This window comes from Arthrobacter castelli DSM 16402, assembly GCF_000430705.1.
Lineage (GTDB): Bacteria > Actinomycetota > Actinomycetes > Actinomycetales > Micrococcaceae > Arthrobacter_C > Arthrobacter_C castelli.
Window position 1 is genome coordinate 139,327 of record NZ_AUMN01000004.1, and the last position, 24,589, is coordinate 163,915.

General features: G+C 60.8%; 18 protein-coding genes and 1 pseudogene. 10 read left to right on the forward strand and 9 right to left on the reverse strand.

All coding sequences use genetic code 11. The features are described from left to right. Positions 1-7: 7 nt before the first annotated feature. Positions 8-808 (reverse strand): LysM peptidoglycan-binding domain-containing protein, encoded by an 801-nt coding sequence (locus tag H535_RS0106640; RefSeq protein WP_026818934.1) that lies wholly within the window; start codon positions 806-808, stop codon positions 8-10. A 123-nt stretch (positions 809-931) separates the two neighbouring features. Between H535_RS0106640 and H535_RS0106645 the strand changes: the two genes are divergently transcribed. Then, on the forward strand, positions 932-1,489 hold the full coding sequence (locus H535_RS0106645; protein ID WP_026818935.1) for a hypothetical protein: 558 nt from the start codon (positions 932-934) through the stop codon (positions 1,487-1,489). Positions 1,490-2,008: 519 nt separating this feature from the next. Here the strand turns inward: H535_RS0106645 and H535_RS0106650 are convergent. Beyond that, entirely contained in the window at positions 2,009-2,497 is a 489-nt protein-coding gene (locus tag H535_RS0106650) for a GNAT family N-acetyltransferase (RefSeq protein WP_081416493.1), read from the reverse strand. 161 nt (positions 2,498-2,658) lie between these two features. After that, on the reverse strand, positions 2,659-3,153 hold the full coding sequence (locus tag H535_RS0106655) for a GNAT family N-acetyltransferase (RefSeq protein ID WP_026818937.1): 495 nt from the start codon (positions 3,151-3,153) through the stop codon (positions 2,659-2,661). Positions 3,154-3,329: 176 nt separating this feature from the next. On the opposite strand from H535_RS0106655, the gene H535_RS23890 reads away from it, so the two are divergent. The 3 genes from H535_RS23890 (at position 3,330) to H535_RS0106670 (ending at position 7,643) form a co-directional block, all read left to right on the forward strand. Beyond that, positions 3,330-4,514 carry a tyrosine-type recombinase/integrase gene (locus H535_RS23890; RefSeq protein WP_155838584.1) on the forward strand — a complete coding sequence of 395 codons (1,185 nt, stop codon included), beginning with the start codon at positions 3,330-3,332 and terminating at the stop codon, positions 4,512-4,514. Positions 4,515-4,767: 253 nt separating this feature from the next. After that, positions 4,768-7,014: a site-specific integrase gene (locus H535_RS0106665; RefSeq protein WP_162144854.1), complete on the forward strand. Its 2,247-nt coding sequence runs from the start codon at positions 4,768-4,770 to the stop codon at positions 7,012-7,014. Positions 7,015-7,016: 2 nt separating this feature from the next. Next, positions 7,017-7,643, forward strand: a complete 627-nt coding sequence (locus H535_RS0106670; RefSeq protein ID WP_155838586.1) for a DUF6262 family protein — start codon at positions 7,017-7,019, stop codon at positions 7,641-7,643. Here H535_RS0106670 and H535_RS0106675 read toward each other — a convergent pair. Together H535_RS0106675 and H535_RS30350 are read right to left on the reverse strand one after the other, a co-directional pair. Then, on the reverse strand, positions 7,640-7,876 hold the full coding sequence (locus tag H535_RS0106675; RefSeq protein WP_026818940.1) for a helix-turn-helix domain-containing protein: 237 nt from the start codon (positions 7,874-7,876) through the stop codon (positions 7,640-7,642). The genes H535_RS0106670 and H535_RS0106675 overlap by 4 nt on opposite strands. Before the next feature lie 100 nt (positions 7,877-7,976). After that, positions 7,977-8,210, reverse strand: coding sequence for a helix-turn-helix transcriptional regulator (locus tag H535_RS30350; RefSeq protein WP_425387262.1), 234 nt, complete (start codon positions 8,208-8,210; stop codon positions 7,977-7,979). Positions 8,211-8,470: 260 nt separating this feature from the next. On the opposite strand from H535_RS30350, the gene H535_RS0106685 reads away from it, so the two are divergent. Genes H535_RS0106685 through H535_RS0106700 form a run of 4 tightly spaced genes read left to right on the forward strand, consistent with a single transcriptional unit; the run spans position 8,471 to position 16,780 of the window. Further along, positions 8,471-9,049, forward strand: coding sequence for a hypothetical protein (locus tag H535_RS0106685; RefSeq protein ID WP_245580198.1), 579 nt, complete (start codon positions 8,471-8,473; stop codon positions 9,047-9,049). Then, positions 9,046-10,395: a CpaE/TadZ family protein gene (locus H535_RS0106690; RefSeq protein WP_026818942.1), complete on the forward strand. Its 1,350-nt coding sequence runs from the start codon at positions 9,046-9,048 to the stop codon at positions 10,393-10,395. The genes H535_RS0106685 and H535_RS0106690 overlap by 4 nt, the downstream gene beginning before the upstream one ends. 36 nt (positions 10,396-10,431) lie before the next feature. After that, the gene (locus tag H535_RS0106695; protein WP_026818943.1) at positions 10,432-15,300 is read left to right on the forward strand and encodes an NAD-glutamate dehydrogenase; all 4,869 of its coding nucleotides are present in this window, start codon (positions 10,432-10,434) and stop codon (positions 15,298-15,300) included. A gap of 1 nt (position 15,301) precedes the next feature. Continuing rightward, positions 15,302-16,780 (forward strand): sensor histidine kinase, encoded by a 1,479-nt coding sequence (locus H535_RS0106700; RefSeq protein ID WP_026818944.1) that lies wholly within the window; start codon positions 15,302-15,304, stop codon positions 16,778-16,780. Positions 16,781-16,874: 94 nt separating this feature from the next. Here H535_RS0106700 and H535_RS0106705 read toward each other — a convergent pair whose 3' ends face one another. Further along, entirely contained in the window at positions 16,875-17,123 is a 249-nt protein-coding gene (locus H535_RS0106705; protein ID WP_026818945.1) for a WhiB family transcriptional regulator, read from the reverse strand. Positions 17,124-17,343: 220 nt separating this feature from the next. On the opposite strand from H535_RS0106705, the gene H535_RS0106710 reads away from it, so the two are divergent. Next, positions 17,344-17,799 carry a hypothetical protein gene (locus H535_RS0106710; RefSeq protein ID WP_155838588.1) on the forward strand — a complete coding sequence of 152 codons (456 nt, stop codon included), beginning with the start codon at positions 17,344-17,346 and terminating at the stop codon, positions 17,797-17,799. A gap of 25 nt (positions 17,800-17,824) precedes the next feature. Here H535_RS0106710 and H535_RS0106715 read toward each other — a convergent pair whose 3' ends face one another. Then, positions 17,825-21,949 carry a type VII secretion EssC family protein gene (locus tag H535_RS0106715; protein ID WP_026818947.1) on the reverse strand — a complete coding sequence of 1,375 codons (4,125 nt, stop codon included), beginning with the start codon at positions 21,947-21,949 and terminating at the stop codon, positions 17,825-17,827. Positions 21,950-22,221: 272 nt separating this feature from the next. Between H535_RS0106715 and H535_RS0106720 the strand changes: the two are divergent. Continuing rightward, positions 22,222-22,491 (forward strand): annotated as a pseudogene (locus tag H535_RS0106720) (CpaF family protein); the annotation flags it as partial. Positions 22,492-22,735: 244 nt separating this feature from the next. Here the strand turns inward: H535_RS0106720 and H535_RS0106725 are convergent. Then, positions 22,736-23,380, reverse strand: coding sequence for a response regulator (locus tag H535_RS0106725; RefSeq protein ID WP_026818949.1), 645 nt, complete (start codon positions 23,378-23,380; stop codon positions 22,736-22,738). After that, positions 23,377-24,480 carry a sensor histidine kinase gene (locus tag H535_RS0106730; RefSeq protein ID WP_035768558.1) on the reverse strand — a complete coding sequence of 368 codons (1,104 nt, stop codon included), beginning with the start codon at positions 24,478-24,480 and terminating at the stop codon, positions 23,377-23,379. Before H535_RS0106730 ends, H535_RS0106725 begins: the two co-directional genes overlap by 4 nt. Positions 24,481-24,589 lie beyond the last annotated feature (109 nt).

Sequence of the window (24,589 nt, forward strand, 5' to 3'; positions counted from 1 at the left end):
CCTTCTTTCACGCTTCGGATGTTGTTGGGATTCGCAGGACCTGTCCCGGCAACAGCAAGTCCGGGTCCGGGCCGATGAGTTGCCGGTTGGCCGCATACCAGCGGGGCCACGCTTGAGCGATTTCGACATCAGTGGCGTATGGGCCAAGGTGCCCGGCGCACAGTGACCACAGGGTGTCGCCTGGCTGAACGGTGATTCCCTGTTCGCCTGACTCTGCCTCGGCCGACCGGCGCGGACTGCGGGTGATGAGATCGCCGTCGGAGGCTGTCTTCCCGGGCGTCCATCGGGGGCCTGGCGGGTGAGCGCCCGGCGGAGGTTCATGACGGTCGGTCGGTTGCCACACGGGGCCCCGTGGCGGGCCGGTCCCATGCGGCACGCTCCCGGCGTCCGTGTCAACAGCAATCGGCGCCTGGACTGCTGCGACTTGCTGGTTCGGCGTGCCCGCCATCACCGGCGTTGCAACGAGATTCAGGCTGAAGACCAGCAACACCAGCCGGCGCATGAACCCGGGACTGCACCGCCCGAGGCGTTCACCCAGGGCAGTATGGCCAAGGGCGCAGAGCATCCGGCCAAGCACTGCCATGAGAAGCGCAGCGCACCACCAGCCCAGCACGACGGCTCCGAGAAGAGCAGATGCGAGGCCCATGAGGCTGGAGAACTCAGCGGTCACGGCAGCCGACAAGGGATTATTCCCGCCGTCGTGGATTGCGATTCCGGCGGCAAGCAGCGCTCCGGCCAGTCCCGCAATGAGTGCAGCGATGGCGGCATCCGTCACGGCCTTGCGGCTACCGGTTTCCAGCATAACCATCTTTGCACCTATCTAATACTGTTTGAAGCAGTTTGATGTCGTTTAGTGCATCCACTTTTATCTTGTATTGGTTTATTTGTCCATACGTTGACCTGAAGCCGTTGGGTTTCTAGGCTTGCCGTCATGAGGTGGGCAGCTTTGTTCGCGGATCTGGAAGCGCAGTACGCTGCCACGGATCAGCTGACTCTGGAATCCGAGGTGGCGGAACGCGCGCGGATGGACCAATCCGCTTTGGCGCTCACCGAGCGGCTGCGCGGGCAGATGGGTGCCGTGCTCAAGGTGCGAACTTCCACTGGTGACACGTTCGAGGGAGAGCTGGCCTATGTGGGGCCGGAATGGCTGGTCCTGCATGCCGGGCGCCGTTCGCTATTGGTGCCGCTGCCCGCTGTTGTGCTGGTTCATGGAATGGGCCGCGCTACGGCGGGTGCTGCAACGGGTGTTGAAAGTAAGCTGCGCCTCACTTCAGCGTTGCGCGCCCTCGGCCGGGACCGGGCGGCTGTAACTGTCTACTTTCCCGCAGGGGAGAGCTCGGGGAGCGCATACGGGACCATCGACCGCGTCGGCAATGACTTCGCTGAGATGGCACTCATCCCAAAAGGGGAGTACCGACGTGCCGGCAACGTGGTGGAGGTTGTGGCATTGCCGTTGACATCGATCGTTGCAGTGGTTTCCCGGAAGTAGCGGATCATCTCCAGCAGCAAGGCCGCCGAAGCAAACGGGGCAGCCGGACCACCCGGACTATTCCTGGTTTTGTTTGAGGCTCTCGGCCGTTTTCTCATAGGCGTCGGCTATGTATTCTTCAAGTTTGCTTTGCTCGACCCGCCATTGGCCGCGGTTATCTCTAGTTCGATTCGAGCCGCGAGATTCCTGAGTATCGACCTACGCCATTGCCGATTCTCGATTGTCTTCAACATGAGTGAGAAACGAAGCCAGTCTCTTAGTCTGCGTCTGGGGGTTTCATGAGTCTCGCAGGCGGCGGCCTGCGATGAGGAAGCTCAACCTTCGCGGCGTCCATAGAACGCTTTCGGCAGACGTTAGTGTTACCGCGCCCCTTCTTCGAGCGGAACGGTTTCATTGTAAAAGCGCAGCAGTATCCTGTGACTTCGGGTGTTCAAATGACCAATTTCACATGGCGAAGATTCTCCCTGGCCCCGCCAGGGGACCGCTCAGAGCAGGTGAGTGCCCACGGAAGCAGCTTGGTCACAGGGCGCGGTGGCGCTCCATCTCCAGGGCCTGCCAGACTACGCCGCCCATCTCGGTTCCCAGCACGAGCCCGGTCTCTTCAAATCCAAGGTTTTTGTACAAGTCCCGGGCTCTGGTGTTGTGGGCATAGACTCCCAGCTTCATTACGGGCAATGTTGTGGCTTCGAAACCGGCGCGGACCACCGTTTCAGTCAGGTCCTTCCCCAGCCCTCGCCCCCGCAGGTCCGGATCCAGCAAAATGAAGCCAATCCGCATCGTTTTGGCATCATCATCTACGAGAAGCGAAGCGTGACCGGCAGCCAGACCGGAATTGGGATTCAGGGCCGTCCAGTACAGTCGCCGATCGTCGCCAAAGTACTTCTCCAGCTGGCCACAATCCAGCGGCCAAGTGAAAGTAGGGCCAGACCACATCCACATGTCGGTTTCTGTGGGTAACCAACTCAAGAAGGTTCGTAGATCCGTCCGGGCCGTTGTACGCAGCTGCATGTGTTCCAGCGTAAGAGACAAAGCACCAAGTGCGTTTCCGAAACAGCCCCCATCACATCACTGCGTCGAAGCGACCCATATTTGAAACATACGGAATCCCACCGTTCAGCCTCGACCGACTGCCCATTGAGCGTTCGAAGGTGGGTTTGGGATGCACTCCGCTACCTCACCATACGAGCATCGACAATCTTGGGAGCGCCGGGGTCTGTCTGCTCAGTACCGTCGAATTGGAATCCATTGCGCAGATAGAACGCCACTGCCCGCGGGTTGTCCTTCGCCACCCACAGCATGGCAGGACTTCTACCAGACGTGGCATCAAGCAATGCTTGCCCCGCACCAGTGCCATAGTGCTTGGAAGCTACATAAATGCTGAACACTTGCCGATCACGAGGCAACGTTTCGACCTCCGGGCCGAAGCTGGGCCCGACATGAGCGAAGCCAATAATCTCCTCGTCGTTCTCCGCGATGCGGATGCTCCACTCCTCATTGGGGTTGCTGAGGATGTGGTTCCACATCCGATGACGGCTCTGAATATGCTCCTCGCTGAAGAAGTCCTCAGGAAGCAGGTGAGAGTAGGCCTCACGCCAAGTACGCACGTGTAGAGCAGCGATGTCCGACGCGTCAGACAGCGTGGGCTCGCGGAGAGTGAACGACATCACCACATTCTGCCAGAACCTTGCTGCGATTAAGTGACACAACATGACCGCGCCGCTGGAGGATCCCCTTTCGGGCACGATATGCCGGGGGACGACGCCGTACTGTTCTTCCTCGCTCTCGCCGGACCTTTGTTTGATGCCATCTGATTCATTTAGATAAAGCTTGATAGTTCTAGGTGGATGGAATCGTTGGGCTTAATTTGATGCTGTTCATTTGCCGGGTAAGGTCAAGCCGTGTGACCGTATTTAGGGCAGTTGAGGCTCCGCTCTCCGGCGAACCGGTTTATGTTGTGGTGGATGTGGATTTCCTGGTTACGGAGGAATGCCGGGTTTACGCTCTTTGGCTCAGTCAGGCTGGGCGGTCGATCAACACTCAGAAGTCCTATCAGACGAAATTGGCGCAGTTCCTGACTTGGGCCGCTACAGAAGAGGTCGACTGGCGGCATCTGACTCTGATGGATCTGGTCAGATACAAGTTGCATGTTCAGACCGCCGGAAAAGGACAGCGTGGCAGATCGGGTAAGACAGTGAACGTTCATATCGTTGCCGTCCTCGCGTTTTTGAGATTCTGCGCCCATGAAGGCTTCAGCGACGTCGATGTCGACCGGAGATTTTTCGACCATCCGGGACTGCAGGCCATCGATTCGGTCAGCCGAAGAAATGCGCCGGAGGGGGCACCCAGATTGACCCGAATGCTCAAAGCAAGGGAAACGACGACACGTCCCCAACCAATCAGCAGCGACGAAGAAGCACAGCTCATGCATTGCGCCACGAATGCACGCGATGCGCTGTTGGTCCGCTTGCTGCTGCACTGCGGTCTGCGAATCGGGGAGGCGTTGGGCCTTCGCTTGGAAGACATCCATTTCCTCCCGGAATCGACCTTCGCAGGTTGCTTCGAGCGGGGAGCACACGTGCATATCCACCGCCGACTCAATAGCAACGGCGCCTTGGCAAAATCTCATGCCAGCCGCAGCGTTCCAGTCACCGATGCCGTCATACACGCGTACGCTGCCTATCAGGATGAGCGCTACCACCTGCTGGGTGACATTCCGGCCGACTACCTCTTCCTCAACCTCTACTCCCGCAACAGCCCCATGAATGAACCCCTGCGCTACGCCAGCGTCCATGCCCTGTTCAAACGATGGGAACGGCAAACCTCGGTACGGCTGCGCCCGCACCAGCTGAGACACTCCGCCGCCACCCGGTGGGTCAGGGCAGGACATCCCCTCGATGTCGTCCAGGAACTGCTGGGCCACAAAAGCATTGAATCAACACAGGTATATCTACACGCTTCCCCGGAGGAAATGAGAGCAGCCGTCGATTCCGTGACACAGCCCAGGAGCGAAGACAATGGTGGCTGAACGTCCGCAGATCCTACTGAATGAATCACCCGACGCCGACGCAGAGAACTATCTTCAGTTCCTTCAACAACGCATCACAGGCAATTGGCGGCCGACCGAGTGGGACAGCCGACTTTGGCATTTCACAGCGGATGCCGCTAATCCGCTGACCGCCGCATATCCATGTTCGTCCCCTGACTGCGAGGGGCTGGCCCGCGGCAGCGGCGCGCCCTGCCCATCGTGCAAATCGGCCGCCAGCGGCGGAACGGACGGTATGCGGGCACGGAGCAATCATGCCCGGCGATTGCAGAAAATCGCCGAACGGTGCACCATCACAGCCGACGGCCGGGCCTGCAAGGCACCGGTCAGTCATCACGGGCTTTGCTACCACCACTACCACGCTTGGCAGAAACGACGCTCCAGTGCTGGCGGAGACTATCCGCTGGAAAAATACCGGGACTCTGCGCGTGGAGCGTTTCCCAAGGGAAAGCAATGCACGCTTCCGGGTTGCCGGACAGAGGAATGGCGTTTCGAGAAGAAAATTTGCCTGAGTCACCACTTCCAGTGGAAACGTCTCAAACGACAAGGCATCACATTTGAGCAGTTCAGCTCCACTCGACGTCCCGTCATCGGTCAGTGGTCCACCACTGAATTCACCCTGTCGGATCTGCCTCCGATCCTGCGGCATGAGTTCCTCCTGACATTGCAGCAGCGCGATCAGGACGGTTACCGGCTCGATCCCTGGGTGATCCGCCGCTGCATCACCATTGCCCTTGAGGACAGAGTCCTCACAATGGAAAAGCTCCACCGGGCTATGAAGGAAAGGGCAACGGACCAGCGCCTGCAGCAAGGACTCACCAATTACGGCCGGATGTGGTCCGCCCGCTGGCGGTACCAATACACCGGCCACGATATGAAATCTGACGATATCTGGGACGCTGCAGTGTTGATGCTCCGCACCCGTTCCGGCAGTGACACCATCAGTTCAAAAGGGATCCTGGACTTCCGCCCCATCCGCATCCCTTGGCTGCGCGAGGCAGCCAAGGAGACGGCTGCTGTCTTCGAATTACCGGCCGACAAGATCCGCGAACTCATCCGCTCGTGCAGCATTGCCTCGGACGCGCTGCTGCAACGTCCCCACGGAGCGACGCCCGAACGCTTAACCCGCGCAGATGCCAAAGCCGTATTCAACGCCTACTCCACACTGGAAACCGACGATGACGTGCCCAAGGCCGACCGGTACAAGTATGTGAACTTCCACCAATTCCGCCGATTTCTCCACGAAGGCAGAGAGCTCAAAGCCCTTCAATCGCTGGCACCGGCATTCAGATTCCTTGCCACCGATACACTTCCGCACGGACGTAAGACGAACACCGTCAACAAGTCCATCCCGGATGATGTCATCAAGGTGCTCGACGCCAACCTCGACCTGCTCACCGTCGCCGAAGACCACCCCTACACCAACCGGCGGCCCGCGGAGCTCTACAACCACATGCACCAGACCATCTACCAACTGCTGCGTGACCTGGGCAGGCGACCATCGGAAATCCTGGGACTCAAACGCGACGCCCTGCAGCACTACGACGACAGCCGGCCATTCATCCGCTACGACGCACCAAAAACCGCAGACATCGGCCTGGAACTGCCGGTCCATCAATCCACCGCGGACATCATCACCGCATGGGTCGACCGGCTAGAAACCGTCTCCGATATAGAACCAAAGGCGGCAGGGCTGATGTTTCCATCGCTCTCCGGGTTTGGCCCAGCAGCCACCAGACCCATCACCATCAGCGGATATTATGCCGTTTACTGGCGGTGGATCGACCGCATCAGGAATCTCCCCGAATACGCGCAGGACTCCGGCGGTGTCGCCCGCACCTTTGACCGTTCCCGGCTGAACCTCTACGCGTGGCGGCACACCTATGCCCAGAGGCTTTCCGATAACAACACCGCTCCCGATGTCATCCAGGAACTGATGAACCACAAAAAGTTCGAAACCTCTGCCGGATACATCCGCATCAACCGACAGCGCAAGGCAGACGCCATCCGCATTGTTGATCAAACCACCATCGACCGCCACGGCGCCGCCCAGGACCCACACAGCTATCCGGCCTACGTCCGCGGTTCCGTCGCCACACCACTCGGCCTATGCACCGAACCATCCAACGTCAAAGCCGGAGGACAGGCCTGCCCGGCCCGCAGCAAATGCGGCGGATGCACATTCTTCCGCGCCAACGTATCCCACCTGCCCCTGATTGATGCGCATATCGTCGCACTCACAACCGACCTGGAACTTGCCCGACCCATCGCCGACACCTGGGTGGTGGAAAGCCTCACAGCGGAAATCGCCTCCTACCGGAAGATCAGAAGGCTGCTCGCCGACACCAAAATCAGACTCTCACCAACCGAGCAAAGTGAAATCGACCGGGCAACTGAACTCCTGCATGCCCTCTCCACCACCCCCACTGCTGAGCCGATCGCCGCGGTTCCACAGAAACTGCTCCCGCTGACGCCGAAATAATCATGACAGAAAAAAGCAGCGGGGCGACCGATCCCGCCGGTCAACGAACTTCCAAGCTCATCGCGGCGAAACGAGCCGACAGCCAAAGGAGACGCGCAGCGGTACTCAAAACTGTCGAAATGCAGACACGGAGCGGCCAGCCGGTAACAGTTGCAGGTGTCGCCCGTGCGGCGGGAGTCAGCACTTGGCTGATCTATAACGTCCCCGACCTCCTGGCAGCCGTTCGTCGTGCCATGGCCGAATCGCGTGGCAACACGGCCGGAAATAGCCGGACCAGGAACAGCGGGCCCAGTCCTGCAAGTCTTCACAATGAGGTGGCGCTTCTCAATGCCAGACTCACTAAAGTGACCGCCGAACGAGATCAGCTCAAGAAGGCACTCAAAGCCCGGATCGGTGCACAGCTTGAACTGGAGACTCCCGCCGAACTGAAAACGCATATCGCGAACCTTGAACGATCCCTCAAATGTGCCCGTCTCAACTTGGAGGAAGCTGAAACGAACAACGACCTCCTGCACGACAAGCTCGAAGAGAGTCAGGACCAGCTAAGAGCAGCACAACGAATCAACAAGATGCTCATCACGGAAAATTCAGGTAAAGCTGCGGTGATTCCTCTCGGATCACCGCATTAAGAGCGGTTATCGTCGCTCGCCTGGGCTGCGGATTCTTTGATGGAGGCCGCTGTGCGCTCGTATGCACCGGAGATATACTCTTCAAGTTTATGAGCCTCAACACGCCATTGGCCCCGGCCGCCGACCTGAATGGCCGGTAACTCACCAGAGCGAACCAGAGCATAGGTTTGGGACGACGAAATGTTCAAAACCTCACCGACATCAGCCAGAGTCAAAAACCTCTTCTCAGCCATCAGCGCCTCGCTTCTCCCATCATCAACATGCTAGCGGCAGCCCCTCGAACCTCACGATACTCACCCAATCGAAACCGGGCGATACAAGCATTTCCCCAGGTCAGAGACATAAGAGCCCCTCCGAAACGCCTTCGGACTTAAGATAACCGCGCCCGCCGATTTGGATGGCTGGCAATTCGCCACTGCGCACCAACGCATACGTCTGGGCAGAGGATATGTTCAGGATCTCGCCCACATCAGTCAGTGTCAGGAACCTGGGCATATGCGTTTCACCTGCTCTCTGCGACGGCGGTTTCCTGGACGGCAACGGTTGGCTGCAGCCTGCTCCCACCATTCTGCCATTGTTTGGAGACTTATGATGCTGTTATCCACAATTTGACGGTTTTTGAGATCGTCTGTGTTGCATCCTGCCGGGACAGAGCTAACAATGGCAGGACACAGTTTCAATCGCTGCGCGCGACGTGGGTATCATGCCGGGCCCTTTTCCGTTGCAGCCCAGCCCTAGGGGGACGCTTGGCGGGTACAGGTATCACTACTGCCGGCAGTGAGCCGGCCGGACGATTGAAGCGACCGTCGTGGAAGGATCCCCGGCTTATGATCGGACTTCTTCTTGTGCTCGCCTCCATCGCAGCGGTCGTCGCAATCGTTGAGGGCGCTGACCGGACGGTCAGGGTGTATGCGGCTAAAAAGACCATATCTGTTGGTCAGCAAGTGAAACCCCGGGACCTGATAGCAGTCCCTGTGCAGCTGGGCGACGTTCGTGATAAGTACTTGATTGCTTCCGGCGGTGTGCCCAGGCATTCATACGCGCAGCGACTGGTCAGCAAAGGAGAATTGCTTGCCGCCTCTGCCCTGGGCCAAGCAGATGAACTGGAACGGAAGCCGGTGGGGATCACGGTCGAGGAAGCATTGCCGGATGAGGCCAGGGTGGGCTCGCGGGTCGATGTGTGGGTGTCGGCCGCCAAGGATGACGGCAGTTTCGCGGACCCGGAATTACTGTTGCCCGGGGCCGAAATCTCGGAGATCTCGAACTCGTCTTCGGCGTTGGGGTCGGCGACCACGACGCAGCTCCATGTACTGGTGCAGGATGAGCACATGCCGGAACTGCTGGGAGCTTTATCCAACGATGCCAACCTGGCGGTGGTGTGGAATCCCGGCGGTGACGGTTCATGACCATCCCTGTGATCACCGCTGGAGAAACTTCGGCTGGATTCGTGGGCAGTCTTGAGCGCTTACATGGTCCCGTCACCGTTGTCCGTCGATACGCCGAACTGGCCGAAGTGGTTGCGGCCTGCCAAACGGGGATCGCTCGTGCGGCCATCATTGCTGACGTGGCAGACGGACTCAACAGTTCACTGGTCGAACGGATGAATGTGGCTGATGTTGCCGTGGTGGCGTTGTCGGCGGACGAATCCGAGAGGTTGCGGCTCGAGGCCATCGGGGCCTTCAGCGCCGCTGTCGATGTATCAGCCGAGGAACTGTCAGAGGTAGTCGCATCCGCTGTGCAATCTTTGGCACAGACGGGAGCCTTCCGGCAAAGAACCGTTTCCAGCGGGTACGCCGATCCCGGTGCATCCCTGACCGCGGAGAGCACTCGCGCTCAGGAGGCCGATGCACCAGCCCGACCGGAGGGCCAAATAATGGCAGTATGGGGCCCTGGCGGTGCCCCGGGCCGCACGACGGTTGCCTTGAACCTTGCCGCCGAGCTTGCCGCTGCGGGGAAGAGCACCATGCTCGTCGACGCCGATACGTACGGCGCGAGTATTGCGACGGCGCTGGGGCTGCTGGACGAATCGGCGGGTCTGGCCCAGGCATGCCGCCTCGCCGATCAGGGGCTGTTGACCTCTTCCGAACTGGACCGGGTTGGCAGCCAGGTGATTATCGGTGGTGGACGGCTCAGTGTTTTGACCGGGATCACAAGGGCCGACCGGTGGCCCGAACTCCGCAGTGCTGCGCTGGCCGAAGTCTTGGAACTGTGCCGACGCTCGGCCGAATACACGATTGTGGATTGTGGATTCTGCCTCGAGGCCGACGAAGAGCTGAGTTTTGACACCCAGGCACCGCGCCGTAACGGGGCTACGCTGCGCAGTCTTGAATTGGCCGATGTGGTCTTCGCCGTAGGCGCGGCTGATGCCATTGGAGTTCCGCGCCTGGTCAGGGCGCTGGCCGAACTTGAAACGGCAGTACCATCCGCGGCGCCAAAGGTTCTCTTCAACCGGGTGCGCGCATCAGCCACCGGACGATCCCCGCGCCGGCAGTTGCGGGAAGCGTGGGAACGCTATGGTCCTGGAGTGGATATTGAGGCGTATCTGCCATCGGACGCCGGGGCGGCCGATGCCGCACTGATGGCAGGTTCATCACTCCTGGAGTCGGCGCCGGGCTCACCGTTTCGCGCCGGGGTTGCCGAGGTGGCCGGAACCGGGAAGGAACGAGGCAGGCGGAACACCGAGGCCGCCGACGCATCCACGATGAAGTTTTCCCGACGGGGCGTTAGGCTGTTATCGAGGAGGCCGCGATGAGGCGGTCTTTAGTTTCGTGCTATGGAGGCGTTGTCGATGTCGTCTGGATCCAGCTTGGACCAGTTCACTTCAGGTAAGTCCGTGGAATCCTTTATATCCAGCTATTACGCGCACATGGCTGATGAGGATGCCCGCAATTTCACGCCCGACGAGCTGGCCGAACGCGCCCGGTTCCATTATGAGCTGGCCGAGCAGCGGCGTCTGGGCGAGGCGGCCATCGCCATCAGGGACGAGCCGGGGTGCAGCGTAGTAGCCATCACCACCGATGACATGCCTTTCCTCGTGGACTCGGTGACCGCTGAACTCGTCCGTCAGAACGCAGCCATCCACATGGTGCTCCACCCGACTTTCGTCGCCACACGCAATACCGGGACCAGTGAGCTCATTGAGGTGAACGATGTCCCCTCCACGATGGGGGTTTCCAGCGGGGATACAGCGGCGCTGCCCAGCATTTCGCACTTGGTGGCGGAAGGGGATAATGCCTCCCACGTCGAATCCTGGATGTCAGTTGAAATAGACCGGGTGGACGAGGAAAAGGCCGAGGAAATCAAGGCCGGTCTGCGCCGGGTTCTCGCCGATGTCCGCGCCTCCGTGGAGGACTGGCCGGATATGCGCAATAAGGTCCGCGAAATCGCCGATGCGCTTGACGATGTCCCCGGCACCGACGGCGTCCCCGACCTTCAGCAGGCCAAAGACCTGCTCTATTGGCTGGACGACGGCAACTTTACGTTCCTTGGCTTTCGCGAATACGAACTAAAAAGCGAGGACGGGGAAGATGTCTTGGTCACCAAGGCGGACAGCGGACTGGGTATGCTGCGGGACAAGCAGCACGACCGGGCCGTGCAGCATCTGACCGGGGCCGGACGCGAGAAAGCCCGGGAAAAGCGGGCCTTGGTGATCACCAAGGCCAATTCACGGTCCACCGTGCACCGGGCTGCGTATCTCGACTACATAGGGGTAAAAAGGTTCGACGCCGAAGGCAATGTTGACGGGGAACGCCGCTTCATCGGTCTCTTCGCGACCACTGCGTATACCGCTTCTGTACGGCGGATCCCGATCGTCAGGGACAAAGTAGGGGCAGTGCTGCGCGAATGCGGTTTTCCATCCGACTCCCATTCGGGCAAGGACCTGCTCTCCATCATGGAGACATACCCACGCGATGAACTGTTCCAGATCACCGAGGAAGAACTGACCGAAGTTGCCCTCAGCATCATGCGGCTGCAGGAACGGCGCCGCACGCGCCTCTTCCTGCGTCCGGATATCTACGGCCGCTTTATGTCTGCCCTGGTCTACCTGCCCCGTGACCGGTATACGACTCAAGTCCGGTTGCGCATTGAGGAAGAGCTGAGGACGACGTTCGACGCTGAACACATTGACTATGAGGCGCGGATGAGTGAGTCCTCATTGGCACGGCTGTTCTTCCGGATCCGGCTGCCCAAGGGTGGAGAAGTGCCGGAGGTTGACCAGTCGGAGCTCGAAGACCGCCTCGTCAGGGCCGCCAGATCGTGGTCGGAAGGTATCAGCCAGGTGCTGAACAAAGAGCATGACGTGGAGGAAGCCAGCCGGCTTTCGTCTCTGTGGGCCGAGGCCTTTCCCCCGGGTTACCGGGTCGATTACGAGGTGGAAGACGCGTTGGGAGACATCGCGCGTTTCTACGAGTTGGCCCGTGAAGAGGAAAGCCGGAAACAGGAAGGCGGACCGGAGCCGCTGCCAATCCTCGACGTCTATATTCCCGATGGCGTGGAGGAAGTGCCCGAAGACGCCCGTCTTAAGCTCTATCTGGTTGAGCCTAAAAGCTTGAGCCAGATCCTGCCCTATTTCCATAACCTGGACCTCGAAGTGACAGACGAACGTCCCTTCGAAGTAATTCGCGGCGATGGAGAAGATTTCTTCCTCTATGACTTTGGGCTGAAATACCCCGAAGGCGTGGGTCCGATGGAGACGGCGGACCTGTTGTCAGAGGCCTTCCGGGCGGCCGTGGCCGGCGACAGCGAGTCCGACAGGTTCGACCGGCTGGTCCTGCGGGAACAGATTCCGTGGCGGCAGATCGCGCTGCTGCGCAGTTACGCGAAGTACATGCGGCAGATGGGCAACAACAATTCTTACCGCTTCATGAGCGACACCCTGCTCGCCAACCCGCAGGTCACACGTGGCCTGCTGGGCTTGTTCGCGGCGCGCTTCGATCCGGAGGTTGATGAGGCGGCCCGGGACGAAACATCCTCTCAGGTCCGTGAGGATCTGTCCGGGCAGATGGAGCAGGTTGCCAGCCTTGACGCCGACCGCGTGCTGCGGACGTTCATCAATTTGATCGAGCAGAGCCTGCGGACCAACTATTACAGGGACCAGCGGCATTTAAGCGTCAAGTTCAATCCCGAAGGCATCGAAGGGCTTGCCTATCCGCGGCCGAAGTACGAAATCTGGGTCTACAGTCCACGCGTCGAGGGCGTCCACTTGAGGTTCGGGGACGTAGCCCGCGGCGGACTGCGCTGGTCGGACAGGCAAGAGGACTTCCGTACTGAGGTGCTTGGGCTGGTCAAGGCGCAGACGGTCAAGAATGCAATCATCATCCCTACGGGCGCCAAGGGCGGCTTCTTCGCGAAGCAATTGCCGGATCCAGGCGCCGACCGCAATGCCTGGATGGAGGAAGGCAAGGAGAGCTACCGGGTCTTCATCAGGGGACTGCTCGATATCGTTGACAACCTGGAAATCAGAGATGACGGCGAGAAGGTCGTGCCGCCTGAACGGGTAGTCCGCCATGATGATGAGGACACCTATCTTGTGGTGGCAGCGGACAAGGGAACCGCGTCCTTCTCGGATACCGCGAATGCCCTGGCCAAGGAATATGAATTCTGGCTCGGCGACGCCTTCGCCTCCGGCGGATCCGTCGGGTACGACCACAAGGCGATGGGTATCACAGCCAAGGGTGCATGGGAATCGGTCAAGCGCCACTTCAGCGAACTGGACCACGATTCCCAGGCAGAGGACTTCACCGCCGTCGGAATCGGTGATATGAGCGGTGACGTATTCGGCAACGGAATGCTGCTCTCCCGCCATGTCCGGCTGATCGCAGCCTTCGACCACCGCCATCTCTTCCTGGATCCCGATCCTGATGCCGCCTCGTCCTTCGAGGAGCGGAAGCGGTTGTTCAACCTTCCCCGTTCCACGTGGGACGACTACAACAAGGACCTGATCAGCAGTGGAGGAGGCGTCTATCAACGCTTCACGAAGTCCATTCCGATTTCGGACCAGGTCCGGCAAGCTCTGGGAATAGAAGACGGCGTCGACGCTATGAGCCCGCCCGAACTGATCCGGGCAATCCTCAAGGCACCGGCCGATCTGTTGTACAACGGTGGCATCGGCACTTACGTAAAGGCATCGGTCGAAACGAATGCCGACGTCGGGGACAAGACCAACGACTCAATCCGGGTTAACGGCGGCGACCTGAGGGTCAGGGTGGTTGGCGAAGGCGGTAACCTGGGCATGACCCAGCAGGGCCGCATTGAAGCAGCCCGGCAGGACATCATCCTCAACACCGACGCCATCGACAATTCCGCCGGAGTGGATTGTTCGGACCATGAGGTCAACATCAAGATCTTTGTCGACCGCATGGTCACGGCCGGCAAACTGAAAGAAGCCGACAGAGCTGACTTCCTGCAGTCGATGACCGGCGAAGTCGAGCGGCTGGTGCTGCGGGACAATATCGACCAGAACATTCTACTGCTCAACGACAAGCAGCGGATCGAGGTGACGAGCCCCAGTTTCGAACGGTTGATGGACTGGCTCGATACCGAGGCCGACCTGAACCGGGATATAGAGAACCTTCCCTCAACCGTTGAACTGCACGAGAGGGTGGAAGGCGGGCAAGGCTTGACCTCGCCGGAATTGTCGGTGCTGGCAGCTTATGCGAAGATTCAACTCGCCACCGTGCTGACCAAGAGCGATTTGGTGGACGACCCGTGGTTCGAACGGACTTTGGCCGATTACTTCCCGGAGCAACTGGCTGAACGCTTCGGCGATGACCTGCAGACACACCCGCTCCGGCGCGAGATCATTGCCACCGTGCTCGCCAATGACATGGTCAATATTGGCGGAATAACATTTGCCTTCCGTGCCATTGAGGAAACTTCGGTTTCCGAAAGCGCCGTGGCACGGGCCTTCGTGGTGATGCGCGAGGTGTACGACCTCGACGAGCTGCTGGCCGAGCTGAACTCGCTGCCGGCCGGCTTCCCGACCGAACACTGGTGCGCGGTGCACCTGGATGTCCGGCGGCTGCTGGACCGCGCGGTGCGGTGGTACATCAACCAGGTCCATGTCGGAATCAGCGTGGGCGAGGCTGTCGAGATGTACAAGCCGTTGATGGACCCGCTGCGCCGTGACCTGTTCGAGTACCTGAAGGGCGACGATCTCGCTCGCAACGAAGAATGGCTTCAGCGGGCCTCCGACTGGGATCTGCCGGAATCCCTCGGACGGCGCTGGGCCAAGCTCTTCGAAAGCTACGCCCTGCTCGACATTGCCCGGGTTTCCAAAGACATTGATGAACCGATCGAGCAGATTGCCAAGGTGTACTACACGCTGTACGACCGCTTTGGCGTCGACAAGTTGCTGGACCGGATCACCAATCTTCCTCGGCGGGATCGTTGGGAAGCGTTGGCACGGGCAGCCCTGCGCGAGGACCTCTATTCGACTGTGGCCGAGATGACCATAGCCATTATGAACACCACCGGCAGCGAGGAAGGTACCGACCGGGGCAATTCCGAGGCCCGTATCGAACGGTGGGAGGAGATAAACGCCGAACACCTGGACCGGTCACGGAAAATGTTCAATGAAGTGAATCGCCTGGACAAGGACGACATCGCGTCCCTGTCGGTCGCACTGCGGCTGCTCCGCTCCATCGTGCGGAGGTAATATGGCGATATTCACCGACCCGATCACGGAACACGCTGATTTCGGGCCGGGGGATGCCGAGTGGCTGCATCTGCTGGTCGGGGACTGGCAAATGGTCGCCGATTTGGCCTTCGCGGATTTGGCACTCTGGTTCCGGATGCCCGACGGCGGGTTCGTGGCGTTGGCCCATGTCCGCCCATCGACGTCCCATACCGTCTTCCACAGCGATTTCGTGGGGGAACGCATTCGAAGCGACATGGTCCCGCTGGTCGACTCGGCATGGAACAACCAGCAGATGGAACGTTCCAGCGAAACCAACTGGACGACGGAAATGGCGATGCGGGTCGAGGCTGTTCCGATGGTGCGAAACGGCCGGACGCTGGCCGTCGTGACCACCCACATGGATCTGTCGAGTTCGCGGATGCCCTCCCGGCTGGAGCTGACCTACCGGCAATGCGCCTATGATTTGCTGCGGATGGGAACGCTTGGCCTGTGGCCGGACTTCGCCTCACCCACGGGTTCCCGGCGCGGGGCGCCACGCGTTGGAGACGGGCTGATGCGGCTCGACGCGGAAGGCATCGTCCAGTACGCCAGCCCCAACGGGGTGTCGGCCTTCCGGCGTCTCGGCGACGTCGAGACACTGGAGGGCCGCCCACTGGCGGAGATCACCACCGGCCTGCTCAAGGAACGGCGGCTGGTGGATGAAACGCTGCCACTGGTCGTCACCGGGCGGATGCCATGGCGTACGGAGATTGAATCACGCGGCGTCAGCCTGTCCCTGCGGGCCATACCATTGCGGGACGAGAAAGAACGGTTCGGCGCGCTGATCCTGTGCCGGGACGTCTCAGAACTGCGGCGGCGGGAAATGGAGCTGGTTTCGAAGGATGCCACTATCCGCGAAATCCACCATCGGGTGAAGAACAATCTCCAGACGGTGGCCGCCCTGTTGCGGATGCAATCCCGTCGGATGCAAAGTGAGGAGGGCCGCAAAGGCTTGGAGCAGGCAATGCGCCGGGTATCCACCATCGCCTCCGTGCATCAGACCCTGTCCCAGGGGCTGACTCAGAACGTCAACTTCGATGAGCTGATCGACCGTCAGTTCCGGATGTCTGCCGAAGTCGCGACTCCCACTCAGAAGGTGGCCACCGAGCGCCAGGGACGATTCGGAGAGCTGCCCAGCGACTTCGCGACACCGCTGGCGTTGGTAATCAATGAGCTGGTCACCAACGCCGTGGAACACGGACTCGCCGGCCGGCAGGGGACCGTGTGGCTTTCGGCGGACCGCAAAACGCAGCCCGACGGCAAGGAGATGCTCAGCGTTTCGGTGTCCGATGACGGGGCCGGTCGCCCGGCGGAAAATACTCGTGAGGGGCTGGGCGTTCAGATTGTCCGCACACTCGTGGCCAGCGAGCTTGGGGGCACCATTGAGTGGGCAGACCGCGACGCCGGAGGTACGAAGGTGCGCATTGACATGGAGATTCCCGCCGTGCCGGCGCTATGACCGGCGGTGAACTGTGGTGACGAGCGGGGAGTGCACACGATAATGTCGCCGGGCCTGTGAAGACCCGGCGACATTGACGCTCGAATTTCTCCAGTTAGGAGGCGCGGCGTGCGCGCGCTGCCCGGCGCTTGAGGGCACGGCGCTCGTCTTCACTCATTCCGCCCCATACACCCGCGTCCTGCCCGGACTCCAAGGCCCACTGCAAGCAGGTGTCGATGACAGGGCAACGGCGGCACACACTCTTCGCCTCTTCTATCTGGAGCAGGGCCGGACCCGTATTTCCAACCGGAAAAAACAGTTCCGGATCCTTATCCAAGCACGCTGCGCGACTACGCCAATCCATGCTGATCACTTACTCCTTCAAGATGAATCGCCCATTGTGAAAACATTCACGAGTGGCTCCAAAGCAAAGGGGCCGACCTACCGGCCCCCACATTTCCTTTCTAAAGCTTTTCACGTTAAATCGGCGTAAACAAGAGGTAGCGCAGGCGGAATTGGCCTATCATGTGAGCGATGCATCACAGCTTTTAAGGGCACTGCGCGTACTCCGGTAGGGTTCGAGTGTGTCGAAATCAGCCTCAAACCTCCCTCCTGACGCCAGCCGTGATGACGGTGAAACGGGCCCAGGGCGTCCGGCTGGAGTAGTCCTGATAGCCGCCGTGGTGATTTTGGAAGCGCTGGCCCTTCTCGCGGCGGCCGGCTTTTATCTTTACGGTTTGGCCACGTCGACACCGGCCTCGTTAGGTGGCGCCGTGTTCATGCTGGTGCTGCTGCTGCTGTTGTCCGCGTGGTTGTTCGTCGTCGGCCATTTCCTGTGGCGGGGCTACAGCTGGACACGGGCGGCGATCCTGACGTGGCAGCTGTTCATGCTGGTTATTGCCGTGCCGACCCTGACCGGTGGCTACGTTCTTTACGGGCTGTGTTTGCTGGTGCCTCCAGTCGTCGCGGTCGTGCTGCTGTTTCAACGCAGGGTTGTGGCGTTTATGTCCCGGACGTCTCAACCGCCGGCTGCCCTGTAGGGCGAGGTTCCTGCGGCCGGCGAGCTCAACCGGGGCTGTCAGGCAGTTGGAGTAGTTGGGCTTGTTCATAGTGTTGTCCGTCGATGATGGCGGCGCGCCCCGGAACTGATGTCGGGTCCGGCTCAATTCGTAGTCCAAAGAAATCGGCGTCAAATGGCGACTGAGGCATCAGGATCATGCCTCGTCCAGCAGCCCGTGCCTCGGCACCCAGTGGGATCCGGGACATCAGCGCCGGGTTGTTGGAAGCACTCATTATGACTCCGTATCCACTGTTGTGGAACTGCGTCAGCTGGTGCTGCGCCTGCGGGGAGAGATGGTCCACGTCATCGACCAGAATCATGGTGGGCACCGCCGGTGCGGACTGCCGAATGGGCGACTGGTTATGAGCGGAAATCAGCGACGGAGCTTCGGAGTGGTCGTCAAAGGACATCCGGGCAAGGATCCACCGACGCTGCTTTGGCCCTTGGATGGCCAGCATTTTCAGTGCCGAAGTCTTTCCGGACTTGGGGCCGCCGAGCACTAAGTAGACGGACAGCGGCGGGACTCGGATCACTGCGGGTTGAAGGTGGTCACCCTTGACACCCACGACGGACTCGTCCGGCCCGGTTTCGTGCGCCGGCAGGTCCGCGGCCCGCAGCACCCGGGGCAGCGCATCGACCCGGAAAGGATCATCGGATGTCGGCTCACCGCCGGTGCGAGAGCCGTGGGGCGGCGGCCATCCACCTCGGCCGCATGGCATCAATTGGGCTATGCCGGGATGCGGTGCGATACTCCCTTGGACATAGGCCCGTCCCGGAACCTTTTTCATCGGAGGCAGCCGCGGCCAGGCCATCAGCGTCTCTGCGCTCGCTCCGGTAGGTAGAAACAAGCGGTTCTCAATGCTGCTGAACATTCGGGAGGTCACCAATTCGCGGTCGCCGTTGATCAGCACGGTGACTGATGCCGTGCGCCCGTCCCGCACCACGTCCTGAAGAGTGTCCTCCGCCTGTGCCCAAGGGCTGCTCCTCAACGCGGACAGCCACCTGCCCCACCCGGCAATAACGAGAACGAGATCGGGTAGCGCGCCGGCGGTTGAGTGATCCGCAGCAACATGGGCCGCTGCGCTGCCCGCAACGGGCCGCTGCCCGGCCGTCAACCGTTCTGCGACGCTCTGTCCAAGTCGTTGTACTACTCTTGCCGCACGGCGCAGATCGTGGCCGGTGACATAAGCCCCCACCTGAGGGTTTTCGCCCAGTCCAGGCAGGCTGCCATCGCCGTCGAGCACATACAAATGCACGCTTTTGAGATCGCCGGTCAGCAGCTGACCGGTTACGTGGCGCAGCGTGTCGTTGGCACCGCTGCGGGGGCCGCCCACGACGGCCAAATGTGAATCACGCCGGGGACTCCACTGCAAGGCCAGTTGTTCCTGGCGGGCCGGAATGTCGAGCAACCCCAGCGTGACTTCGGGGCGGGCGCCGTCGGCTTTCGGGCTGCCGACGTCGGCCGGCCGCAGCAGATCGGCGACCGCCGAAGCGCCAATCCGGTCCGGCAAGTCGGGCAGCACCGGCTGACGCGGTTGCGTGCCATCGACCGTGCGCCAAGCTTGGCAGGCCGCATCGACGTAGCGGGCCAATGATGATTCTTCCTCGCCGTGCGCGTTTTGGCGGACTTGAGAAGCGGCATCCTGGAGGAGGAAACTTTCAAGGCGTTGGACGCCAACGGGACTACTTGTCGCCCGCATCAAGGACGACGAGGCCGATTGAAACTCTCGAACGGGTTCTCCGCTCCGCTTCAGATAGGCGCGGCCGGGCAGCGTAACGCTGATGTCGGCGGCATCGGAGGTCCCGAGGATGTCTTGGGACTCCATGGGCGTTTGCACGCGTAACGAGATGCTGGTGGTGATATTGGCGCGGATGTCCGCCGACACAGCGCCTTGAGGCCGCTGTGTCGCCATGACCAAGTGGAGTCCCAAAGAACGTCCCACCGCAGCGATGCGCAACAATTCGTCCATGGCGGAAGGTATCTCTTCGAGCAGCATTCGGAACTCATCGATTACCACGATCAGCCGCGGAACTTCCTCCATGTCATGCCCACGAAGTCTTTGATAGGCGGCAATGTCTGCAGCCTCAACCGAAGCGAACAGCGACTCGCGGCGTCGGATTTCTGCCCGCAGCGATTCCATCGCCCGCTCCATCGATTCTGCCGATAGGTCGGTAAGCAGCCCGACGCTGTGCGGAAGCTTCCGTAACGGGCTGAGCCCGGAACCGCCCTTAAAGTCCACCAGCAGAAAGTTCATCAGAAGGGGGGAGTGATTGAGGCACAGGGACATGATCATCGTTCTGAGCAGTTCAGACTTTCCAGATCCTGTAGTGCCGGCCACCAGCAGGTGCGGGCCGTCCCTGTCGAGGTCGATCCACATGTCACAGGATGAACTCACCCCGACAGGCGCACCAAGCCGGATGTCATGGTCTTGCGCCCAGCGTTCAAGTATTCGCTCCGGCGCCGGGTCCACCAACTTGTCCAGTGCCTTTAGCCCAGGCAGCGCCTGGGCTTTACCGCCGCCATATCCCGGGCCGGCAGCCATATCGAGTCTGGCCCTGTTCCGGCAGTAGCGTTCAAAGGCTGCTGCGTTGACGAGGTCCGGGACGAACTCAAGTACAGGTCCGGCATTCTTTAGAACGGCGCCGTCACGAAGCAGCGTAACGGTTGGAACGTCAGCCTGGGGCGGTTGCTCCGCATAGCGGATAGTGATGAGCCGCCTGGCGGTGGCCAGTTCCTGCAGCTGCAACTGCAGGTTTTCGGTGACAGGAGCTTTAGCCGGCATGAAGAGCACGATGCACTGATCCGTTGCCGTCTGCAGTGATCCGATCAGGCCGTTCAAAGTCTGAATCAGCTCGGCTTGGGGAAGAAACCGTACGGCGGCCGGCATCTGTTCACCGACGCCATAGAAAATGAGACGGCGGCGGGAACCGTCGGTCCATGAGGATACTTGGATGACCAGCGACCGCAGCAACCCCGTGATCTGCTTACCGTTTCCGGTGACGTCGAGGTGTGTGCGTCGCGCCAGGTCCAGAGCTACCGGCAGGTCATGCAGGAGGGTCGGGGTGAAGTCCCTGTCAGGGGGATCCAGGCGAACATTGGCCGCCTGGTCGGCTGCCCCCAAGCGGATCCAGCCTGACAGCGGTCCGCAATCATCAGGGGGCTGCCGGCCGTGGCTCTCCGCGGCGGAACAGGTGCCACCGGCGTGATGGACGGTGTGCCGGATTGTCTCCGCCACCGATGGCGTAGTTGCCTTGCGGCGGGCCGCGTCGTCACGGTTGGCCGTTGCCAATTCCCTTTGGAACTTCTTGCGGTGTTTGCGCCCGCCGAGAACCGGTATCAGCATCGTCAACGCGGACATGGCGCTGAACGCGAGGAACATCCACATTCCCGTGATCAGGGCGAGTGCGACTCCGATGGTGACCGGGAGGATGGCTGTAATCAGCATGATCCCACGGCGCTGGCTTGCCAGCTCGCGGTGAACGGTCAAAGGCTCCGAAGGATCGATGGGGGCAGCATCGAGATCAGGAAAACCGGAGGCGAAGCGAAGCGCGCACATTGAGGTTCCGATCCGGATCCTTGAGGCGGTGGTGATCAGGTCCGATTCCGTCTTGCTTCCATCGATGGTCGTCCCGTTGGACGAGCCCTGATCGGCGATCAGGATGCTTGTCGGTTCGACGATGAGCTCTGCGTGCCTGCGGGACAGCTGCGGATCCGCGATCGGGATGTCTGCAGTCGTTCGTCCAATGGTGTAACGTCCACGCTTCAATACGTGAACCCGGCCCGTGTCCGGACCGGACAGTACCGAGAATATCAGCGCATCCGGGCTGCCATCGGGGCGTGCAGGGGCGGGACCATGCACCGGACCGGCAAGAATGACAGCGCCTGAAACCAGGGGCGGGTGTCCCGCGTTCAGGTCGCTGAGTCTGCTGCCATCCACCCAAAAACGTGCCGGACACGGGATTTCATGCCCCAGTCGTTCCTCGACGAGACGGCCGGACGCAGAGTCCAGCTCCAGGACGAGCTCGGCAGGGCCCCGGTTCAAGCCCGACAGCAATCCGTCGCCAGGATGCCCGGCTACTGCCGGTAAGGCCAGTCCCGGTGCCGCGGCAACAGTCACGTGAAGACGCATCCGATGACTCCCTTCGCTCGCGTCTGAGAGAAGAATAGACAGAGTACGGAGCGAATCGGTGCACGATAGATCCACTTGTGGATAAAGATAGTCAACGATGCCGGACGGGCCCGGAAACGGGTGCCTTGTCCACAGCTCCGTGAGCGCTGGTGTAGACCCGCGGGACGATTCGTTCTAGGCTTCTTGACCATACAGTCGCAATTTCAAGGGGGCTCGACCGTACCGGGGGCGCACATTCACCGGCGGTGACTTCTCCGGAACGGGGACCATAAATGGATGCAGTACGGATTGTCGAAGATGAGGTGCGCGAACTCATTCGCCGACGCGGACTGGATCCTGCCACTGAAACGTTTGAGATCCACCGTTTGGTCGAGGCCGCAGTCTCCGATTATGACGAGCGTGCGCTGTTGGGATCGTTGCCGCCCTTAGGCCATGTCGAGCGGGCTCGTAAGCATGTATATGACGCTGTCGCCGGTTACGGACCGTTGCAGCCTTTGCTCGATGACCCGTCGGTTGAAGAAATCTGGTTGAACTCTCCGTCCTAAGCTGCAAAACTTCTCTTCGTCCGGCGGCCCTTCCGATGTCAGTGGTCCACGTTGTCAGAGGCTTATGTCGCCCTCACGTTGCGGCGGTCGTGCCTTCGGCCCGTGCGTCTAAGGGCCCCTTCGTCCGCGGGCTGCGGCAAGAACCCGGCGATGATCAACAAGGGGCCATAAGGAGTGAATGCCTCAGCAGCAGATTGCATAGGAGCACTATAACCAATCAAACCACTACTGACTGTGCAAGCTAGCGCAGGATTCCTTCGTGGAGTGCCCGCAGGACGGCGTTGGTCCGGTCCCGGGCGCCGAGCTTGAGCAGGATCGCCGAAACGTGGTTCTTTACCGTACCCTCAGCGAGGAACAATGCCTCGGAAATATCGCGGTTTCCGTATCCCATAGAGATGAGCCGCAATACTTCCATCTCGCGTTCGGTGAGATCCTGCACTGGCGGAGCATCGGTATGGACTGGCGATGGGCCAGTGCGGATTGCCCGAAGCAGCCGGTCGGTAATCGACGGCGCAATCAGCGTCCCTCCGTCAGCGAGAGTGTGCACCGCATGAGTCAGCTGCTCCAGCGTCACATCTTTGAGCAGGTACCCTCGCGCGCCGGCGTGCAGGGCTTCGAGGACGAGTGCGTCGTCATCGAAGGTTGTTAGCACGAGCACGGGGATCTCGATGCCGCGCCCGCGCAGCTGGCAGAGCGTCCAGATGCCGTCATACCGGGGCATCCTCAGGTCGAGCAGGATCACATCCGGCACGGTCGCCGCGACGACGTCCAGCGCGGCCTGTCCGTCGTCGGCCTCGCCCACGACGTCGAACCCGGCCACTTCCAACAAGTTCCGGATTCCCTGGCGTACGAGAGCCTGGTCGTCGACCACTACGATCCGGGTCATGTGGCCGGCACCCGTGCGGTGACCATGAACCCTGCTTTACCGCCGTATGTCACATCGCCCCCCAGCGCCTCGATCCGCTCTGTTAGGCCACGCAACCCGTTACCTGGAACCAGATCACTTGCTCCCCGCCCGTCGTCCACCGCGGTCAGAATGACGCCGGTCTCATCGGCCGAGACCTCAATCCACAGCTCGCGGGCGTCGCCGTGCCGGATCGTGTTGGTAACGACCTCCTGCACGGTCCGGACAAGAGCTGTGGTCTGCTGCTCGCCGATCCGCACCCCGGCGTCGACATCGACCCACACATCAAGGCCCGGCAAGTTCCGCACCACCTCGCCCAGCGCCTGTGTGAGGTCCGGCGGCTCGGCCCGGAGCTCACCCACAGTGGCGCGGACGTCTGCCAGCAGCTCACGGGCGACGAAGTTGGCCCGTTCGATGTGCTCACCGGCTCGCTCACCGTCGCGGTGCCGGGCCGTCTCCAGCTCAAGGGTCAGGACGGTCAGCTGATGGCCGATCAGATCGTGCAAGTCACGCGATATTCTCAGTCGTTCAGTGGTGCGGGCCGACTCCGACAGCAGGACCGTTGCCGCTTGCAGGTCAATGTGGGCCTCAGTCAGCTCGCGGCGCATCCGCTGCTCACGGATGAGCGCGACCGAGCCGAGCAATGCCGCGAGCTGGATGAGCAGGTAGAAGCCAGCGGAGATCATCGCTTCAGTCACGGGATCTGCCTGCTGAACGATACCGAACGCCAGCACGGCCGTGTTGAGTCCGACGACGACAAACCCCAACCGCAACGGGATGATGTAGGCGCCCACCGCCGCAGTGACGACCAGCAGGACCGGCAACAGTCCCATATTCGGTGCTGTCAGCACCACTACCCAGGACGATACAACCGTCGTCGCGTATGCAATATACCGGAGTCTGGTCGGTCGTTCACTGACCGCGGCGACCAGCAGAGCGACGATGAGCAGCGTGAATAAAGTGATCCACCAGCCGCGCGGAATCGTGGTCTGGACCACGTCGAACAGAACCGGCCCGGCCACGGCGACCGATACCACGAGCATCGCCAGCCCCGACCATTCCTCGGACCCGAGTTTAGGCATACCCCTATCGTAAGGTTTGCGTCCCCAAGACCGAGGGTGCCGGAAGTCATGGACTGCATTACTGACCTTTAGCACACGCCCAGCGCTGCCCGGGCTGGCTAATGTCGTT

Excerpts from the sequence above, each read along its gene's own strand:
- H535_RS0106640 (WP_026818934.1), bottom strand. The coding sequence starts at position 808 with ATGGTTATGCTGGAAACCGGTAGCCGCAAGGCCGTGACGGATGCCGCC.
- H535_RS0106645 (WP_026818935.1), top strand. The coding sequence starts at position 932 with ATGAGGTGGGCAGCTTTGTTCGCGGATCTGGAAGCGCAGTACGCTGCC.
- H535_RS0106650 (WP_081416493.1), bottom strand. The coding sequence starts at position 2,497 with ATGCAGCTGCGTACAACGGCCCGGACGGATCTACGAACCTTCTTGAGT.
- H535_RS0106655 (WP_026818937.1), bottom strand. The coding sequence starts at position 3,153 with ATGTCGTTCACTCTCCGCGAGCCCACGCTGTCTGACGCGTCGGACATC.
- H535_RS0106665 (WP_162144854.1), top strand. The coding sequence starts at position 4,768 with ATGCGGGCACGGAGCAATCATGCCCGGCGATTGCAGAAAATCGCCGAA.
- H535_RS0106670 (WP_155838586.1), top strand. The coding sequence starts at position 7,017 with ATGACAGAAAAAAGCAGCGGGGCGACCGATCCCGCCGGTCAACGAACT.
- H535_RS0106675 (WP_026818940.1), bottom strand. The coding sequence starts at position 7,876 with ATGGCTGAGAAGAGGTTTTTGACTCTGGCTGATGTCGGTGAGGTTTTG.
- H535_RS30350 (WP_425387262.1), bottom strand. The coding sequence starts at position 8,210 with ATGGTGGGAGCAGGCTGCAGCCAACCGTTGCCGTCCAGGAAACCGCCG.
- H535_RS0106685 (WP_245580198.1), top strand. The coding sequence starts at position 8,471 with ATGATCGGACTTCTTCTTGTGCTCGCCTCCATCGCAGCGGTCGTCGCA.
- H535_RS0106690 (WP_026818942.1), top strand. The coding sequence starts at position 9,046 with ATGACCATCCCTGTGATCACCGCTGGAGAAACTTCGGCTGGATTCGTG.
- H535_RS0106695 (WP_026818943.1), top strand. The coding sequence starts at position 10,432 with ATGTCGTCTGGATCCAGCTTGGACCAGTTCACTTCAGGTAAGTCCGTG.
- H535_RS0106700 (WP_026818944.1), top strand. The coding sequence starts at position 15,302 with ATGGCGATATTCACCGACCCGATCACGGAACACGCTGATTTCGGGCCG.
- H535_RS0106705 (WP_026818945.1), bottom strand. The coding sequence starts at position 17,123 with ATGGATTGGCGTAGTCGCGCAGCGTGCTTGGATAAGGATCCGGAACTG.
- H535_RS0106715 (WP_026818947.1), bottom strand. The coding sequence starts at position 21,949 with ATGCGTCTTCACGTGACTGTTGCCGCGGCACCGGGACTGGCCTTACCG.
- H535_RS0106725 (WP_026818949.1), bottom strand. The coding sequence starts at position 23,380 with ATGACCCGGATCGTAGTGGTCGACGACCAGGCTCTCGTACGCCAGGGA.
- H535_RS0106730 (WP_035768558.1), bottom strand. The coding sequence starts at position 24,480 with ATGCCTAAACTCGGGTCCGAGGAATGGTCGGGGCTGGCGATGCTCGTG.